Source organism: Desulforhabdus sp. TSK (assembly GCF_022836495.1).
Classification (GTDB): domain Bacteria; phylum Desulfobacterota; class Syntrophobacteria; order Syntrophobacterales; family Syntrophobacteraceae; genus Desulforhabdus.
Genome location: NZ_BQXM01000005.1, coordinates 124,146 through 141,071, shown reverse-complemented (window position 1 = coordinate 141,071; position 16,926 = coordinate 124,146). Strand labels below are relative to the sequence as shown.

12 protein-coding genes are annotated in these 16,926 nt (G+C 54.1%); 9 read left to right on the top strand and 3 right to left on the bottom strand.

The annotated features are described in order from the left end of the window. Positions 1-376: 376 nt before the first annotated feature. The 6 genes from MWC30_RS04915 to MWC30_RS04890 all read left to right on the top strand — a co-directional run bounded on the left by MWC30_RS04915 (position 377) and on the right by MWC30_RS04890 (position 8,374). Complete coding sequence (locus MWC30_RS04915; protein ID WP_244083042.1) at positions 377-1,102, top strand: ABC transporter ATP-binding protein; 726 nt, start codon at positions 377-379, stop codon at positions 1,100-1,102. Continuing rightward, positions 1,092-3,587 (top strand): ABC transporter permease, encoded by a 2,496-nt coding sequence (locus tag MWC30_RS04910; protein WP_244083041.1) that lies wholly within the window; start codon positions 1,092-1,094, stop codon positions 3,585-3,587. Before MWC30_RS04915 ends, MWC30_RS04910 begins: the two co-directional genes overlap by 11 nt. A 3-nt stretch (positions 3,588-3,590) precedes the next feature. Then, complete coding sequence (locus tag MWC30_RS04905; protein WP_244083040.1) at positions 3,591-4,292, top strand: arylesterase; 702 nt, start codon at positions 3,591-3,593, stop codon at positions 4,290-4,292. A gap of 486 nt (positions 4,293-4,778) precedes the next feature. Next, complete coding sequence (locus tag MWC30_RS04900) at positions 4,779-5,192, top strand: universal stress protein (protein ID WP_244083039.1); 414 nt, start codon at positions 4,779-4,781, stop codon at positions 5,190-5,192. Between the two features lie 373 nt (positions 5,193-5,565). Continuing rightward, on the top strand, positions 5,566-7,011 hold the full coding sequence (locus MWC30_RS04895) for an ATP-binding protein (RefSeq protein ID WP_244083038.1): 1,446 nt from the start codon (positions 5,566-5,568) through the stop codon (positions 7,009-7,011). A gap of 13 nt (positions 7,012-7,024) precedes the next feature. After that, the gene (locus tag MWC30_RS04890) at positions 7,025-8,374 is read left to right on the top strand and encodes a sigma-54 dependent transcriptional regulator (protein WP_244083037.1); all 1,350 of its coding nucleotides are present in this window, start codon (positions 7,025-7,027) and stop codon (positions 8,372-8,374) included. Positions 8,375-8,382: 8 nt separating this feature from the next. On the opposite strand, the gene lon is transcribed toward MWC30_RS04890, so the two are convergent. Continuing rightward, the gene (lon, locus tag MWC30_RS04885) at positions 8,383-10,395 is read right to left on the bottom strand and encodes an endopeptidase La (protein ID WP_244083036.1); all 2,013 of its coding nucleotides are present in this window, start codon (positions 10,393-10,395) and stop codon (positions 8,383-8,385) included. Positions 10,396-10,826: 431 nt separating this feature from the next. Here lon and MWC30_RS04880 point away from each other — a divergent pair, with 431 nt between their 5' ends. The 3 genes from MWC30_RS04880 to MWC30_RS04870 all read left to right on the top strand — a co-directional run bounded on the left by MWC30_RS04880 (position 10,827) and on the right by MWC30_RS04870 (position 13,667). Continuing rightward, on the top strand, positions 10,827-11,639 hold the full coding sequence (locus tag MWC30_RS04880; RefSeq protein ID WP_244083035.1) for a hypothetical protein: 813 nt from the start codon (positions 10,827-10,829) through the stop codon (positions 11,637-11,639). Between the two features lie 85 nt (positions 11,640-11,724). Then, positions 11,725-12,786, top strand: a complete 1,062-nt coding sequence (locus MWC30_RS04875; protein WP_244083034.1) for a sulfite exporter TauE/SafE family protein — start codon at positions 11,725-11,727, stop codon at positions 12,784-12,786. Between the two features lie 68 nt (positions 12,787-12,854). Then, a complete protein-coding gene (locus tag MWC30_RS04870; protein WP_244083033.1) occupies positions 12,855-13,667 on the top strand; it encodes an AAA family ATPase in 813 nt (270 codons plus the stop codon). A 62-nt stretch (positions 13,668-13,729) separates the two neighbouring features. On the opposite strand, the gene MWC30_RS04865 is transcribed toward MWC30_RS04870, so the two are convergent. Further along, entirely contained in the window at positions 13,730-15,079 is a 1,350-nt protein-coding gene (locus MWC30_RS04865) for a sigma-54 dependent transcriptional regulator (protein WP_244083032.1), read from the bottom strand. Positions 15,080-15,099: 20 nt separating this feature from the next. Continuing rightward, entirely contained in the window at positions 15,100-16,593 is a 1,494-nt protein-coding gene (locus MWC30_RS04860; protein ID WP_244083031.1) for a HAMP domain-containing sensor histidine kinase, read from the bottom strand. Between the last annotated feature and the right edge of the window lie 333 nt (positions 16,594-16,926).

Sequence of the window (16,926 nt, the reverse complement as noted above, 5' to 3'; positions counted from 1 at the left end):
GGGGAGTTAAAGAAAGGAAAAAAATCCTGGATTGGACACCCGATTTTGCCGAGGGCTTCGGAATCGCGGGCATAATTTTTCCCATTTATTGTCCAACAAGGCTATAAACTGCGCGGCCGTGCCATGGATATCCGGTGGAATAGCTGGAAGCTCGGGAAAAGAAAGTGTTATACTTTATGCCCAAAAAGTGAGATTCTGCAGAGCCGACAACGACTTCGATGCACAACCGGAAACAGCATGCCAAAGAGCAAGAAGATTTTCAAAATGAATCAATGGGGATACCATTCGGCATGCCGGATCCGGAGCGGGGGACTTTCCGACATTCCACAATATCCGGTTATCCTCACGAGGCCCCTGCGATCTCCACGGAGGTGCCATGACCATTCTTGAAGCACAGCAACTCACAAAAACCTATCGCTTGGGAGATCGTGAGATCTGCGTTTTGGACGGGGTGTCCGTTGCCGTGGCGGAGGGAGAGTTCCTCGTCATTCAAGGCAGCAGCGGAAGCGGGAAAACCACGCTCCTTACCCTCCTGTCAGGGCTCGACAAGCCCACTTCCGGCCGCATCCTCCTGGAAGGTATAGACATTACGGACTTCAAGGAAGAGGAGCTCGCCCCCCTCCGCAACACGTCCATCGGCTTCGTCTTCCAGTCTTTCCACCTGGTTCCTTCCCTTACGGCAATAGAGAACGTCATGTTCCCCGCCGAGCTAAGGCACGACCACGACGCCGAAGAAAAAGCGAACATTCTGCTGCGGCGAGTGGGATTGCTGGACCGGGCCGGCAATTTTCCCCATCAGCTTTCAGGAGGCGAGCGACAGCGGGTGGCCATCTGCCGGGCCCTCATCAACAACCCCAAAATCGTTTTTGCCGACGAGCCGACGGGAAATCTTGATTCCTCCAACGGCAAGGCCATCCTGGACCTGCTCCTGGAGCTCCAGAAAGAGCGCCGGGCCACCCTGATCCTGGTGACCCACAGCCAGGAAATCGCTCGAACATCCGACCGCATCATTTTCCTGAAGGACGGCAGGATTGCCGCTCACGGCCTCGGCAGTCATCAGGGCGGTCGGGATGGCTTCAGCGAGCAGCACCATGTTTCATAAATCTTTTATCCGGCGTCAGCTCACCCGTTCGAGACAGCAGACCGTAGTGTTCGTGCTCTGTGTCGTGCTCTCCATGGTCACCCTCATCGCCCTGGACAGCTTCAGTCGCAGCGTGAATGAATCCATGCTCATGGATGCTCGAACCCTCCATGCGGGCGATATCATCATCCACTCCCATTACGATTTCTCACCCACATTGGATGATGCAGTAGGATCCCTGGTGAAACAGGGACTTATTCAGGCGGCCAGGGTCTACGATCTTTATTCCGTCGTCCGCACCGCAGGAGACAAAGACTCCCTCCTGGTGGATCTCAAGATCGTGGAACCGGGCTACCCCTTTTACGGTGCTGTCGAGCTGAAGTCTCAACGCCCCTTGGAAAAAGTGCTGACCCAGGGAAATATCATCGTTGAACAGGGAGTTCTGGACCGCCTGCACCTCCAGGCGGGAGACACCCTGAACGTGGGCGAGGCGACCCTCATGATCGCCGATGTTGTCCTCCATGAACCCGACCGACCGGTAAACTTTTTCTCCCTGGGACCACGCGTATTCGTTTCGAGCAGGGACCTCGAAGCTCTGAATCTGGTCCAGAAGGGAAGCCGGGTGGACCACCTGTATCTCCTCAAGGTCCAGGACCCCGGGAACGTCGACCGACTGGCGGCCGAACTGCGCGACGTGGCGACGCCGGACCGGGAGAGGGTCGACACCTACCGGACAGCGGGTTCACGCATCAAGCGTTTTTTCGATAATTTTCTGTTTTTCCTGGACCTCATCGCCATCTTCACCCTGCTCCTGGCCGGAATCGGCATTCAGAGCGCCGTCACTGCCTTTCTCCAGGAGAAGGAAAAGACCGTCGCCATCATGAAGGCGGTGGGCGCCACCAATCGGTTCATCACTCTGCAGTTCATTGTGGTGCTGTGTCTTTTGGGGTTGGCGGGAACGGTATTGGGTGTCCTCCTGGGTTTTTTCCTCCAGAATTTCCTTCCCTTCGTGTTCCAGGGCCTGCTCCCCCAGAACATCCGTACGGGCATTTCGGGATGGGCCGTTTTGAAGGGTTTTTTTCTGGGGGTCTTCGCCGTGGCCATTTTCACCTCCCTGCCCCTCTACCGACTGCGAGACCTCAAACCTGCCGTCATTTTCAGGAAGGAAGAAACCGGCAATCGGCGCGGACTCCCTTTTTACCTGACAGTTCTTGGAGTGGTGCTGGTTTTTGCGGCAATGATCCTCTGGCAGCTCCGGGATGTCAGGATTGGGCTCTATTTCATTTCGGGAGTCGGCGTCCTCATCGCTCTCGCAACACTCCTGAGCGAGGCCGTGCTTCTCTCCATCCGGAAAAGAAAAATAAAATCCCTCCCTCTGCGGCAGGCTTTCAAAGGGCTTTTCCGCCCCCGCAACGCCACCAAAGCCGTTATCGTCACACTGACCGCATCACTTTCGGTCATCTTTTCCATCACACTGCTAGATAAAAACCTGGACGCCAATTTCATCCAGTCCTACCCGGAGGACGCTCCCAATGTCTTTTTCCTTGACATTCAGACATCGCAGTTGGAAGCCTTTTCCAGGGAATTGGGAATCCAGGCGGAATACTACCCGGTGGTGCGGGGCCGCATTCGTTCCATCAATGGAGAACCGGTCGATGTGGCCCGGGAATGGCAGCGGCGGGGAGACAACCTCGCCAGGGAGTTCAACCTCACCTACCGGGATTATCTGTTGAAGGATGAAGCCCTTCTCCAGGGGGAAAGCCTCTTTCGTACAGGCGTAGAGGGCGTGCAGGTCTCGGTCCTCGATACGTTCGCGGAAGCCAACGGCATCAAAATGGGAGATCGCATTGCCTTCAATATCCAGGGAGTCCCCCTGGATACGACCGTCGTGAGCATCCGAACACGCACGAAGGAATTCATTCAGCCCTTTTTTTATTTCGTTTTTCAGGAAAAGGTTCTGAAGGCTGCGCCTCAAACGGTTTTCACCGCTGTGCGCCTTCCGCCCCGCGAGATATCCGCCATTCAAAACAGGATGGTCGCCTCCTTTCCCAACGTCAGTGTCATCGATCTCACGGAGACCGTCCAGGTTTTTGCCAGAATCCTGGGAAAGCTTTCGGGCATCACACGCTTTTTCACTCTCTTCAGCATCATCGCCGGGGTCCTCATCCTCGTGAGCTCCGTACTGGCCACTCGGTTTGTCCGCACACAGGAAACCGTCTACTTCAAGATCCTCGGAGCGCGAAGAAGCTTCATCCTGAAAGTGCTCACCCTGGAAAACGGGATTTTGGGATTGTTGAGCGCCCTCATCGCCCTGCTCCTCTCCCAGGCGGGAAGCTGGACGATCTCCCGGTGGATCTTCGACATCGCCTACCATCCCTTCCCCCTGTGGAGCCTGCTCATGATTTTTTCAACGCTCGCCCTGGTGGTGGCGGTTGGGCTGGTTTCATCCATTTCTATTCTCAGGCAGAAACCGGTCATCTTTTTGAGAGAACAGACGGAGGAATAATCCATGACAAAGCGATTAATCTTGCTGAGCCTCGTTCTGTCGACCTGCCTGCTGGTGCTTGGCCTGGGTGCCCACGCCAGCGGGGCCGGGGTGCTCGAGGCCGGGTCTCAACGGAACACTCCGAAGGGTGAGGGAGTGATTGTCGCCATGGGGAACAGCCTCACGGCGGGCTACGGTATTTCCGAAAGCGAGGCCTATCCCGCCCTCCTGCAAAAGCAACTGGCTGTCGACGGATACGCCTGCCGGGTCGTCAATGCGGGCATCAGCGGAGAAACCAGCAGCGGCGCATTGTCCCGTGTGCAGTGGATTCTGACGCTGAAGCCGGATATCGTGATCCTGGAAACAGGAGCAAACGACGGATTTCGGGGAATCGACCCGGTCCTGGTGGAAAAAAACATCGACGAAACCGTCCGTATCCTTCATGAGAGTGGCGCGACCGTCGTGCTGGCAGGAATGCAGATCGTTCGAAATCTGGGCAAGGAATACACGGATGCCTTCAACGCTATCTATCCGCGGGTCGCCCAGAAGCACGGGGTGATCCTCATTCCCTTTTTCCTGGAGGGAGTGGCGGGAGAACCGGAATTGAACCAGGCGGACACCATTCATCCCACGGCCAGGGGGTATGAAATCATCACCAAAACGGTATATCCCTACGTCGTAAAGGCCATCGAGAAGCGTAAGGCAAAGGGGCCCCAAAATCCGTGAGACGGCAGTGAGCATCCACAGCATGACAAAGACTCTGCCGTGCCGCTGAGCGGCCTTGCCCAATGGTGTTGACTTAACGTCACCCCGGTGAAAACCGGGGTCCAAAAAATCTTTATTTGCCTGGATTCCGGCTTTCGCCGGAATGACGAAAGTTGGTTAAGTCAACGCCATTGGCGGCCTTGCTCTGGAATCGTCCATCGAAAGCGAATTGGCAAAATATTCGGATCGGCCACTTGATGAACCGCTCCGTCGAGCTTAATATATGAGTCATTCAATTTGAGAGCACATTCACAATCCCTTGAATCACGGCACAACCATCGACATTTTCATTTTTTATAGCTGCTTTTATTGCTACGGCGCAATTCGATTTGTATCCCGGAAGAACGATGGCGGAACGACAACGCGTCCAAGTCAATGACAAGCCGTTGAAGGTATAACTGGAGAGGCAAATCAGGACTGCAGGTTTACTCAACCAAGGAGGGTAAAATGAAGGTATTGGTTCCCACCGATGGCTCGGATCGGTCCATGAAAGCTGTAGAGATGGCAGTGAAAATGGCCGAAAAAGAAAGCGCAGAAGTTACCCTGTTGTCGATAGCCCATTATGCGACGGGCGATTTCGAGGCCTTGCCGGCCGATCTTCAGATCAGATTTGAGCTGGCAGCCAAGAGCGTTCTGGAGAAGGCCAAGGCCCTGTTCGATCAAAAGCAATTGAAAGTCGAAACCCGCCTGGAGTACGGTATTATACCCGGCAACAATATCCTCAAACTGGCAGAGGAAGGCGGTTTCGACCAGATCATTATTGGTAGCACCGGCGTGACAGGATTGACTCGCCTCATCATGGGCAGCACCGCCCTGAAGGTGGCACAGCACGCCCCCTGCACCGTAACCATCGTTCGATAGCTACTTTTCAATCGATTGTGTTGTAACCCAACCCAATGCTCCTCATTTCCGGGAATGACGACATACAAAATATGTCTTCATTCCCAACCGTTATACCTCAAATGGACATCCTTACTTAATGCATCCCCCCGGCGGTGAACCCGAATTCATCTTGCCGGGAGTGCAGATTGGCGAAAATTTCCATCCCATTGGACGGTGCGATTCCCCCCTCAACCTGCCTCCCTCGAGACACTCATCCCCTATTGTTTTCTATTGGGACAAGTGGTAATTCAATCGGTGTTCCAAAGCGTTTCACTTGGCATCTTGCCTGAGACTTTGGTCCTCGGCGGTTCCGCCATTGCTTCGCAGAAGGCCATTGCGAAAAGGAGCTCCCATGCGTTGGCCGTTTCCTTTGTACCTGAATATACGACAGAAGGTCCTGGTTGCGCTCACCCTCTGCATCCTTGCCATCGGCTCCATTGGAATGATGTCCTTCCACAACCTGCAGGCCATCGAGGTGAAGCACCATATCCTTGAAGTGGCCGACGATCTGGGAAACGTTATTCTGGAGATTCGACGTTATGAAAAGAACTATCTGCTGTACGGATCTCCCGAAGATTTGAAGGAAACACACAACTATATCGAGCAGGCCCGGGAAGTTTTGAACAGCATCTCGGACGAGGAGAGCAATCTTCGAGCAGCCCCTCTCATGGGACGCCTGCGTACGGAGCTCGGGACCTACCAGGAGCTGCTGGATCAATTGACGGTCGCCGGCAGCCAGGAGAAACTTCCTCCTGGTGGGGGATTGCTGGAACAGACGCGTGAAAGCGGCAAGACTCTCGTCAATCTCTCTCAGGAACTGAGAGCCCTCGAGCACCATCGCATTCTCTATCTTCTCAATACTCTCAAAGCGCAGCTTTTGTCCTCCCTGGCAATCATTTTACTTCTCGGCCTGTCTCTCGTCTCGGTCGTCGCCAATAAAATTGTTCGCCCCCTGCGCATTATCGAAAATACCACGCTCCGCATCGCCGAGGGGGATTTTCGCCCCATACCGGTCCTCGATACGCGGGATGAAACCCAGAGGGTGGTCGAAGCCTTGAACCGCATGGTTTCAGAACTTGAAAAGCGTCGCAGCCAGCTGGTTCAAGCGGAAAAGCTGTCTTCCCTCGGCATCCTCTCTTCCGGAGTTGCCCACCAGCTCAACAATCCTCTCAACAACATCTCCACCTCCTGCCAGATTCTGCTTGAAGAACTGGACGAGGCAGACAAGGACTTCGCCCGCAGGATGCTCACCAACGTGGAGCAGGAGGTCCGGCGGGCAAGAGACATTGTCAGGGGACTCCTCGAGTTTTCCAGGGTAAAGGAATTCTGTCTGGCGCCCGCTTCCCTGTCCCAGGTCGTCGACCGATCCGTAAAGCTCATTTCCAGCCAGGTTCCCCCCGGAATTGAAATTCTTACGGACATTCCGGATAACCTGGTGCTCCAGCTGGATTTTCAGCACATGCAGCAGGTTTTTCTCAACCTGATCATGAATGCCATCCAGGCCATTGAAAATCCCCCGGGACAAATCCTGCTGCGTGCCGAAATCGATACGACCGGGGAAGCGCCCATGGCGATCGTTCAAGTGAAAGACACTGGAGGAGGCATTCGCCGGGAGCATGTCCGTCACATCTTCGATCCTTTCTTCACCACCAAGGAGGTGGGCACGGGAACCGGCCTGGGGCTTTCCATTGTCTACGGCATCATTCAAAAGCACAACGGGTCCATTTCCGTGGACAGCCGCGAAGGGGAGGGAACCTGCTTCACCATGCGTCTGCCGCTTCCAACGCCCCAGTCTTAAGGAGGATTTCGTCATGCAGGGGGCCAAGATCCTGATTGCGGAAGATGAAGTCATCGCGCGGGAGAATTTACAGCACATCCTGCGCAAGGACGGATACACGGTGGTTTCCGTCGAGCACGGCGCAGCGGCCATCCGTGAGCTGGAAAAGAGTGAATTCGACCTGGTGATGACGGACCTTCGCATGCAGCCCGTCGATGGACTGCAGGTCCTCAAACGGGCCAAAGAGCTCTACCCCAATCTTGAAGTGATCGTGGTCACAGGGTTCGCCACGGTGGGATCGGCCGTCGAGGCCATGCAGCAGGGAGCCTACTATTACGTTCCCAAGCCCTACAAAATCGACGAAGTTCGAATCATCGTACGCCAGGCCCTGGAAAAAAAGTCTCTCAAGCAGGAAGTGAGAGAGCTGCGCGAACGCGTCAAGTGCCGGCAGGATACCCCTCTCCTCATCGGGAACAGCCCCCAGATGGAAATCCTCAAGAAAACCATCGAGCAGATCGCACCGGCTGACTGCAGCGTTCTCATCCTGGGCGAAACGGGAACCGGCAAGGAATTGGTCGCCAAGACCATCCACAGCCAAAGCCTCCGCACCGACCGACGGTTTCTCGCCATCAACTGCGGCGCATTCAGCGAAGAGCTCCTGGCCAATGAGCTTTTCGGCCATGAGAAGGAAGCCTTCACGGGAGCCCGAGGCATCAAAAAAGGCCTCCTCGAGGCCGCACAGGGAGGGACGGTATTCCTGGACGAAATCGGCGATATGCCTCTCTCCATGCAGGTCAAGCTGCTGCGGGTGCTGCAGGAAAAAGCGTTCATCCGCGTGGGCGGCACAGATGAAATTCCCGTCGATATACGCATCCTGGCAGCGACAAACAAGGATTTGAAGCGCGAGGTGGAGCTCGGTAAATTCCGGCAGGATCTCTACTACCGACTGAACGTCATCACCTTGCAAGTCCCTCGCCTGGCCGACCGAAAGGACGATATTCTTCTTCTCTCCCTCCATTTCCTGCGCCGTATTTGCCAGGCCCAGGAGAAGCATATCGAGGCGATTTCAGATGAGGTGATGGACATTCTCCTCTCTTACGAATTTCCGGGCAACGTACGGGAACTGGAAAACATCATGGAACGGGCCGTTACACTGGCTCAAGACAAGACGATCGAGGTCGAGCACCTGCCGCCGGACCTGCGTCAATTGGCCCTTCAAGTCCGAAAGCCCGAGAACCACTTCCTCTCGCTCGAAGAGAACGAGCGGCAATACATCTCCTGGGTACTGGAGCAGGTGGACTACAACAAGACAAAGGCCGCGGAAATTCTCGAAATCGACCGAGTCTCACTTTGGCGCAAACTGAAGCGCTACCATATGGATTGAATCCCCCGTCAACTCTGACCGAGCACGGCTTCCAGAAGGGTCTGAACAGCCTCCGCAAAAACCACTTCGAGACTGTCCGTCACATCGGGCTCCAGGCTCATCGCATCCACTGCATTGGCTTTGGGCAGGACGACGACTTTCACGCCGGCCCTCTGCGCCGCGAGCAGTTTGTCACGAATCCCGCTCACCGGCAGAATCCTGCCGCTGAGGGTCAGTTCCCCCGTGAGGGCCACATCGCGCCGTGCAGGCTTGCGGGTGAGGAGCGAAATGAGGGCAACGGCTATGGTGACACCCGCCGACGGCCCATCCTTTGTCACCGCTCCCGACGGAATATGAATGTGGATATCGCTCCCGCTAAAAAAATCCGGATCGATGGAAAAGTCCTCGGCGTGGCTGCGGATATAGCTCAGAGCGGTTTGGGCCGATTCTCTCAGCACGCTTCCCAGGGAGCCCGTCAAAATGAGCTGCTGGCTGCCTTTCATGATTCCAGCCTCCACGGAAATGATTTCCCCGCCAAACTCCGTCCAGACGAGTCCCGTCGTCACTCCCACCTGCCGCCCGGCCGAGGCGATCTCATGGGTAAATTTGCGGGGGCCCAGGAGACTCTCCAGGAGGGATTCATCCACCTTCAATTCCGGATCGTCTTTTTCATCCCGAACATAAATCCGTGCCAGCTTCCGGCAGACTGTCGCAATCTGCCGCTCCAGGTTGCGCAATCCCGCTTCAAGGGTATAATTCTCGATCAGCTTGTTTAAAGCGCCCTCGGTAAATTCTATCTTTCGACTCGTCAGGGCATGCTCCCGCATCTGGCGGGGGATGAGGTAATGCTTCGCGATCATCCTCTTCTCCCTGGCCGTGTAGCTGGGGAAATGGATGACTTCCATGCGGTCCAGAAGCGGCTCCGGCAGTTTTTCCACCGCGTTGGCCGTGGCAATGAACATGACCCCCGAGAGATCGAAGGGAACATCGAGGTAATTGTCCACGAAGCGCTGGTTCTGCTCGGGATCAAGAATTTCGAGGAGGACGGAGGCGGGGTCGCCTCGAAAATCCTGCCCGATCTTATCGATTTCATCCAGCATGAACACAGGGTTCCTCACTCCTACCCTTTTGATTTCACTGATGATCCGTCCCGGCATAGCCCCAACGTAGGTCCTCCTGTGTCCTCGCAGCTCTGCTTCGTCCCGCAGACCGGCCAGTGAAATCCGAACGAACTCTCTTTGCAGCGCCTGGGCAATGGAGCAACCGACGGAAGTCTTTCCGGTTCCGGGAGGACCGGCAAAACACAGGACCGGACTGCGGGTCATGGTGAGGTGCACTTTCTTTTGGTGGATGCCTCTCACGGTGGCTCGCAGCTCTTCAAGATCGATGGGTTTCGGCAGGTAGTGGGCCGCACCTTTCTGCAATGCATCCACCGCCGAGCTCACGGTGGCATACCCCGTAATCAGGACGATCTCCGGTCGTGGCTCCAACTCCCTGGCATATTCGAGGAGCTGGATGCCGTCCATTTCCTTCATTTTCAAGTCTGTCAACACCAGGTCACAATGATGCTGCTTCAACACTTCCACGGCTTCGAGGCCGTTTGCTGCCGTAAGAACCCGGTACCCGTCCTTCTTGAGAACATAGGCCAGGTTGGTTCGGGCGATCTCTTCGTCATCCACGACAAGGACCTGGAAGTCTGCCACGCTGGAAAGCGTTCGTACGGCAAGATATTCCGCAATGCGCTCCTTGACGAGTTGGAGTCCATGGTGATGCGACTCCAGGATGTTTTCCGCCCGTTTCAGGTCGAGATTGTCATCGGTAAAGGCATGCCAGGGAAGAGCGAGCAGATAGTCGATGTAATTGAGTCCGATGGTGTAATCAGGACTGGAAGCATCCATTTTCTCCAGCCGTTCCAATTCCTTTTGGGCCACAAGGTTTACGGGAGTCGGAAGCTTCGCCTTTTCGATGCCTTTGCGAAGATCATCCAGATCCGTATCCGTCTGTGCCTCTTCTTTCTCCGCATGATCCGACTTCCAAAACATGACCATCAGCTTATCCTTTCCATGAATAAAAGGGTCAACCCGTGAAGCAACCCAACCTCGGAGGTCCTGCTTGTTGCATTATGCAACAAGGCCCCTTCCCCCTGCAACACTCCCAAAAACCCGTTCCCAACAGCCTCTCCAAAATAACATGCCGAGAGCGAAATACAATAAACTTAATTATATCGGATATTTTTATCCGTAAGGCGTGAGCGGCCATACCACAAGCTCTGTAAAAACCGTCGGACTCGAACGCGGGCTATTGCGTATTGCAACACCCTTCAAAAGGAGCCAGACTGACGCTCTTATTGTTTTAAACAATAATTTCATACAGATATCCACCTATCCCTCTCATGGCATAATGCTTGATAAAAACGTTGCTAACAAATTGCAAATTCAAGACCTCGAAAACGCAGGGAATGAAGGAGGTCAGTATGCAGGGAAGAAGCGAAGGAATTGGAGCCAGCGCAATCCGCGAAGGCAGAGAGCGACGGAAAATCCTTGTCTTGGGAAAAGGGGAAACCTTCTCCAGGGATGTCATGGACTATGCCGTTCTCCTTGCCGAGCGCCTCGACTTCGACATCATCGCCCTCAATGTCGCCGCTTCATTGCGGGGAAATTTAGACTCGCAGGAGGAGCGAAAGCGACGTGAAGCCTTTGTCAAACAGGCGCTCGTCGGAGGCAGAACATTCCAATCGAGAGCCGCCCAAACCGCCATCGAATGCGAGCATGCGATCAAGTTTGGGGACATTCTTTCAGCGATCGAAGAAGTGAGCCAAAAGGTGAAGCGCATTGAGTTTGTGGTTACGGATTCAGATGCAGACCGCACTGAAATCGTCGGAGATGTTTCGATCCCAGTATTCAGTTTAATGTCCAACCATTTTAACCCAAAAGGAGAAAAGACCATGGCTAGTGTATCGAATGTAGGCAGAAAGAATCTGGCGCTCAAGACGGCGGGTTTTGGAGCGCTGACGGTTGCTATGTACGCTGCTGTATTCGCCAAGGCCGACGTCGTAATGCACCTGTTCACTCAGGGTGGGTGGCATGCCGCTCTGCCGGTTACGACAGTCCTGGCCTTTTCATTCATCCACGGGGCCTTTGCAAGCAACTTATGGTCTCTGCTTGGAATCCAGGCGAGGGACAGGCACAGTCTGCACAAGACGGACAAGGCAACCCTTCAGAAGAAAAAACAGGCCACCAAAAGACCCCGGGTCTATGCATACGTCAACCCATTCCACAGGTTGTAATGCTTTCCCGGAGCAGATCGTGCGCAGGATTGAAACCATTGGTCTCATTTAACATTTAGAAATCATAAAGTAAAAGGAGTCAGAGATGCATAACTTGGGTCAGGACGCCATTCAATTCATTGACTTGAACGCCTTAAACATCACATTCCTCTTCCTCGTGGGGTTTGTCGGAGGGTTGGTGAGCGGATTCATCGGCTCAGGGGGCGCCTTCGTTCTAACCCCCGCCATGATGAGCATGGGTGTCGCCGGGACGGTGGCTGTTGCAAGCAATATGTGCCACAAATTCCCCAAAGCGATGGTGGGAGCATACAAGCGTTTCAAGTACGGCCAGGTGGACATCAAGCTCGGCCTTATCATTGCGGCATCTGCGGGCATTGGGGTCCAGATCGGCATCAAGATCCAAAATCTCATTTTGGAAACCTGGGGGGAAGCAGGATCCAATTTGTATGTGAGTGTCTCTTTTGTCGCGGTGCTCGCCATCGTGGGAGGTTATGTGCTGCGTGACGCGCTTGCCCTTTCGAAATCGGGAGAGGAGCCCAAAGTAGCTTCTGTGGCCAGGAAGCTCCAATCCATCCACCTCCCCCCCATGATTCACTTCAAGAAAGCCAACCTCAAAATTTCCCTCTGGTTCACCATCCCCATCGGCTTCGCAACGGGAATGCTCGCCGCCACCATCGCTGTGGGCGGATTCATAGGCGTACCCGGCATGATTTATGTTCTGGGTGCTTCCAGCATCGTTGCTTCAGCCACTGAACTGGTAGTCGCTTTCGCCATGGGCCTTGGAGGCTCCATCAATTGGGCCATGCACGGCATGGTCGACATCCGTCTGACCCTGATCATTCTGGCCGGGTCCTTGCTCGGAGTCCAACTGGGTGCTATCGGAACCACTTATGTTAAAGAGCACATGATCAAGCTCGTCATGGCAACCATCATGCTCATCGTGGCCGTCAGCCGAATCCTGGCCATCCCCAAATACCTCACCAAGCTTGGATTGATAACAATGGATTCCCGGATCATTTCTTACCTCGATTCGGCCAGTTTCATCATTATGTGTCTCGCTCTTGCGACAGGGGCCATCATCATTCTGGGCAGCATGTGGCAGGGCAGCCGTGCGGCAGCCGCACCGCTGGTCGCGGAAAGCGCATGAACCACCCGATGCGGGTTGCCGTGGACGATTGAGTCCCATGAACCAATTTGAAAAATGAGGATACTCTTATGGCGATCATCACGATATCAAGGGATTCGTATAGCAGGGGGAAAGAAGTCGCCGAGCAGGTTGCGAGTCGATTGGGGTACCAATGCATCTCGCGAGAAATCCTTCTCGAGGCTTCGGAAGTCTTTAACATCCCGGAAATCAAACTCTATCGAGCCATTCACGATGCTCCTTCCATCCTGGCACGTCTCACCTACGGTCAGGAAAGGTACATGGCGTTCATCCGGGCGACAATTCTCGACTATATGCGCAAGGACAACGTCGTCTACCACGGGCTGGCAGGCCATTTCTTCGTCAAAGACATTCCGCATGCTTTCCGAGTGCGCCTCATTGCGAACATGGAGGAACGCATCCGCCTCGAGATGGAACGGGAGCACATTTCCCGAAAGGAAGCCGTGGAGCTTCTGAAAAGCGACGATGAACAACGCCGAAAATGGAGCCGGTCCCTCTACCGCATCGATACATCGGACCCTTCGCTTTATGACATGGTCATCCACTTGAAAAAAATGTCGACTGCCGAAGCTGCCGACGCCATTTGCCATGCCGCTCAGCTCAAATGCTTCCAGACCACGAAGGAATCTCAAAAAGCTATCAACGATCTGGCTCTCGCAGCTGAAGTGCATGCGGCGATCATCGAAATGGCCCCCCACGCCGCGGTGACCGCCGACAATGGTGAGGTTTTCATAACCGTCAAGTCCCAGCTGACGGATACGGACCTTGCCTCACAGCTGGCGGAAATGGCCGAAAAGGTCGATGGAGTCAAGTCTGCGCGAGTCGAAATGCATCCCTTCTCCTTCCACGAAGGCTATGCATGATCCATCTGGAGCTCTGGACCCGAAGGAAAAGCCGGGAGACTGACACAAGGGAGGTCAGTCTCCTATTGGAGCTTGTATTCCTTCATCTTTCGCCAGAGGGTGGTACGGGGAATGTTGAGGATCTGAGCGGTTAGACTTTTATTGTAGCCCGTTTTCTCAAGCACTCTTGCAATATGGCGTCTTTCGATCTCCTCGAGGGATAGAAGCCCTTCACCCTGGATGATATCGAGCTCGAGCTGCTGAAGATCTTCTGGAAGATCCGGCACTCTGATGTGATCGCTGTCCGTCAGGGCAACCGCCCTTTCGATGATATTCTCGAGCTCACGTACGTTGCCAGGATAACTGTAGTTGATGAGCAGTTGAAGCGCCTGGCTTTGGATGTCGACGACAGGCTTGTGAAAAGCCAGGCTGTATTTTTTGATGAAATGTTTGACAAGGAGCGGAATATCTTCTTTCCGCTCATTCAACTGAGGAAGCTGTATCGTCACGACGTTCAAGCGAAAGAACAGATCTTCACGGAAGTTGCCCGACGCAACCTCGTGCTTCAAGTCTCGATTGGTCGCCGCAATGATGCGAAGATCGAGATCGATGGGACGGATTCCGCCCACACGCAGAATGCATTTTTCCTGAAGCACATGCAGCAGCTTCACCTGCATGGAAAAGGGCATTTCCCCCACCTCGTCCAGGAATACGGTCCCACCTGAACCGGACTCCAGCAGTCCCACTTTAGAGACGGTAGCCCCAGTGAACGATCCCTTCTCGTAACCGAAAAGCTCGCTGCTGATGAGCTCCTCGGTAAAGCCGCCGCAGTTGAACGACACAAAGGGACGGGACTTCCTGGGGCTCAGCTGGTGGATGGCTCTTGCCACGAGAGCCTTTCCTGTACCGCTCGCCCCCTGGAGCAGGACATTGCAATCCACGGGAGCGACCTTTTGAATCATTGAGAAAAGGCTCTGGATGGGGGGGCTGTTTCCTACGATGGCACTGAGCTGATCTTCACCCTTCAGCGCCTCTCGCAATCGAACATTTTCCTCGCGGAGCATCAATTTCTCTATTGCGCCCTTGGCGAGGGCACGGATTTCATTCAACCGGAGTGGTTTTGTCGTGTAGTAGTATGCTCCCTCCTTGATCGCCTGTATGGCGCTGTCTATAGACCCAAAACCGGTGATGACAATGACTTCCGTGTCCGCCCTGAGCGCCTTGGTTCGGGATAAAATTTCCATCCCGTCAAAATCGGGCAGCCTGAGGTCGGTGAAGACGACATCAAACGGGCTGCGGGACATGACGTCAAGAAAAGCCTGCCCTGAAGTGAAGGCTTCAACCAAATAGCCTTCCTTAGCCAGGGCATGGCTCAAACGCCGACACACGGTGATTTCATCGTCAACTATTGCAATGCGCATTGGTATGGTCATCCATCCGTTCCACTATTCCATCAACTTCCTATGGGCCGTTCCGAACCGGCCTTCAGAAGAAAGACCGAAAAGGCACTCCCCTTGCCCACTTCACTTTTGACCTCCAGGCGACCTCCGTGTCTTTTCACAATGGAATAGACCACGGCAAGACCGAGTCCAGTTCCACGACCGACCTCCTTGGTGGTAAAAAACGGTTCGAAGATGTGCTGCAGGACATCTTCGTCGATCCCTTTTCCGTTGTCCTCAACATCGATGCGTACAAAATCAGGCAGCTCATCCGTGGCCCTCACGGTGATCGCTCCTCCGCCCGGCATGGCCTGGATCGCATTGAGGAGAAGATTCATGAAAACCTGTTGAAGGTTCCTCAGGTTTCCATTCACTTGAGCCAGGTGGGCGGGGATCTCCAGGTTGAGCTTGATGCCGGCAAGCATGATCTGATTTCTCAGAAGCTTTACAGTGGACTGAATGACTTCGAGGGGGTTGAGGCTCGAAAAAACGGGACGTTCCGTCCGGGAAAAATCCAGGAGATTTCTGACGATCTCCCCTGCCCTCTCGGCCTGGGAGAGAATGTCATGGACGAGCTCCCGGCCATCGGGCGACAGGGCTTCCAAATGGTCTTCCATCATGGCTTGCGCACAGAGATAGACATTGTTGATCGGGTTATTGATTTCATGAGCAATCCCTGCGGTGAATGTACCGAGGGCGGCGATTTTTCTCGCTTGCAGAAGATCTTCCTGATTCATTTCGAGCTCCCGGGACATGCGGTTGAAGGCGGAAAAAAGATCCGACATCTCATCTGTATGCAGGCCCTTGTAGAGAATCTGGCTGTAGTCTCCCTTGGCCATCCTCGGAAGGACGCTCCGCATCACCTGGAGCGGCTTCAACAAACCGTGGGAAATGAGTGCAATGATGAATAGCATCAATACGAAGAAAACTGCAAGAAAGGCAAACGGGAGCACAAAGGTCTGCGCGATGGCCTTATGAATTTTAGCCCGCTTGGTTTGAAGCAACTGTTCCGCGGTGTCAACCAGAGCCTTTCCCCGCTGCCGAATTTCTTCTCGGGCTGAAACGGACCGGCCGTTTTGTTCATACGTCTTCAAAGCCCGGTCGTAATCATTCACAATACCCTGGAAGAACTGAAGATTTTCTTGATCGGTCACCCTGCGGATGTCTCCTGAAAGCTCCTCGATCATGACATCGATCATCTTCAGATATTCTTCGCCTTCTCGCAGGCTGGCGAGATCGCCGTAAAAGAGATAATTTTTTTCGAACCTGCGCAATTCAAGAATATTATTCAGCAGGTCATCGTAACTCTCTCCCAGCAGGAGTCTCTCCTTGATGCTGGCGAGACTCCAAAAGTTCACACCCGTTATAATGCAAACAGAAAGAAAAGTGGCGGCAAAGACAATGAATATCTGCCCCTTGATAGAGCGAAAGATGGAGCTGAAAGGTTTTTGAAGCTTTGGGCCGGCCCAGGCCCAAAAGCGGCTCGAAAATATATCCTGTGCATGCATGTCGTTTCCTTGATCCGTGGATTAGAAAGCGGTGAAGGGATAGCATTCAGGAGATTTTTTGAGCTCCTGATGCCGTCCTGTCCGTTTCAGAAGGATGACAGGGGTGACTCGCCGGGGAACCTTTCGCCCGCACTGTTCCGGAATTCTGTCGAAGCAGCTTAGAAGCAAGGAGCATTCCAGGATTTCCGCCCCTCACCCCGCTTCACTTTCTCACCAGGAGCACCATGACACTGTTTCAAAACGAAATACAGGAATATCCAATCCCAGGGTCGCTTTTCATATTGAAACACCCACTCACATCTCCTCCCATCGAAAACAAACCAAATTATAAAC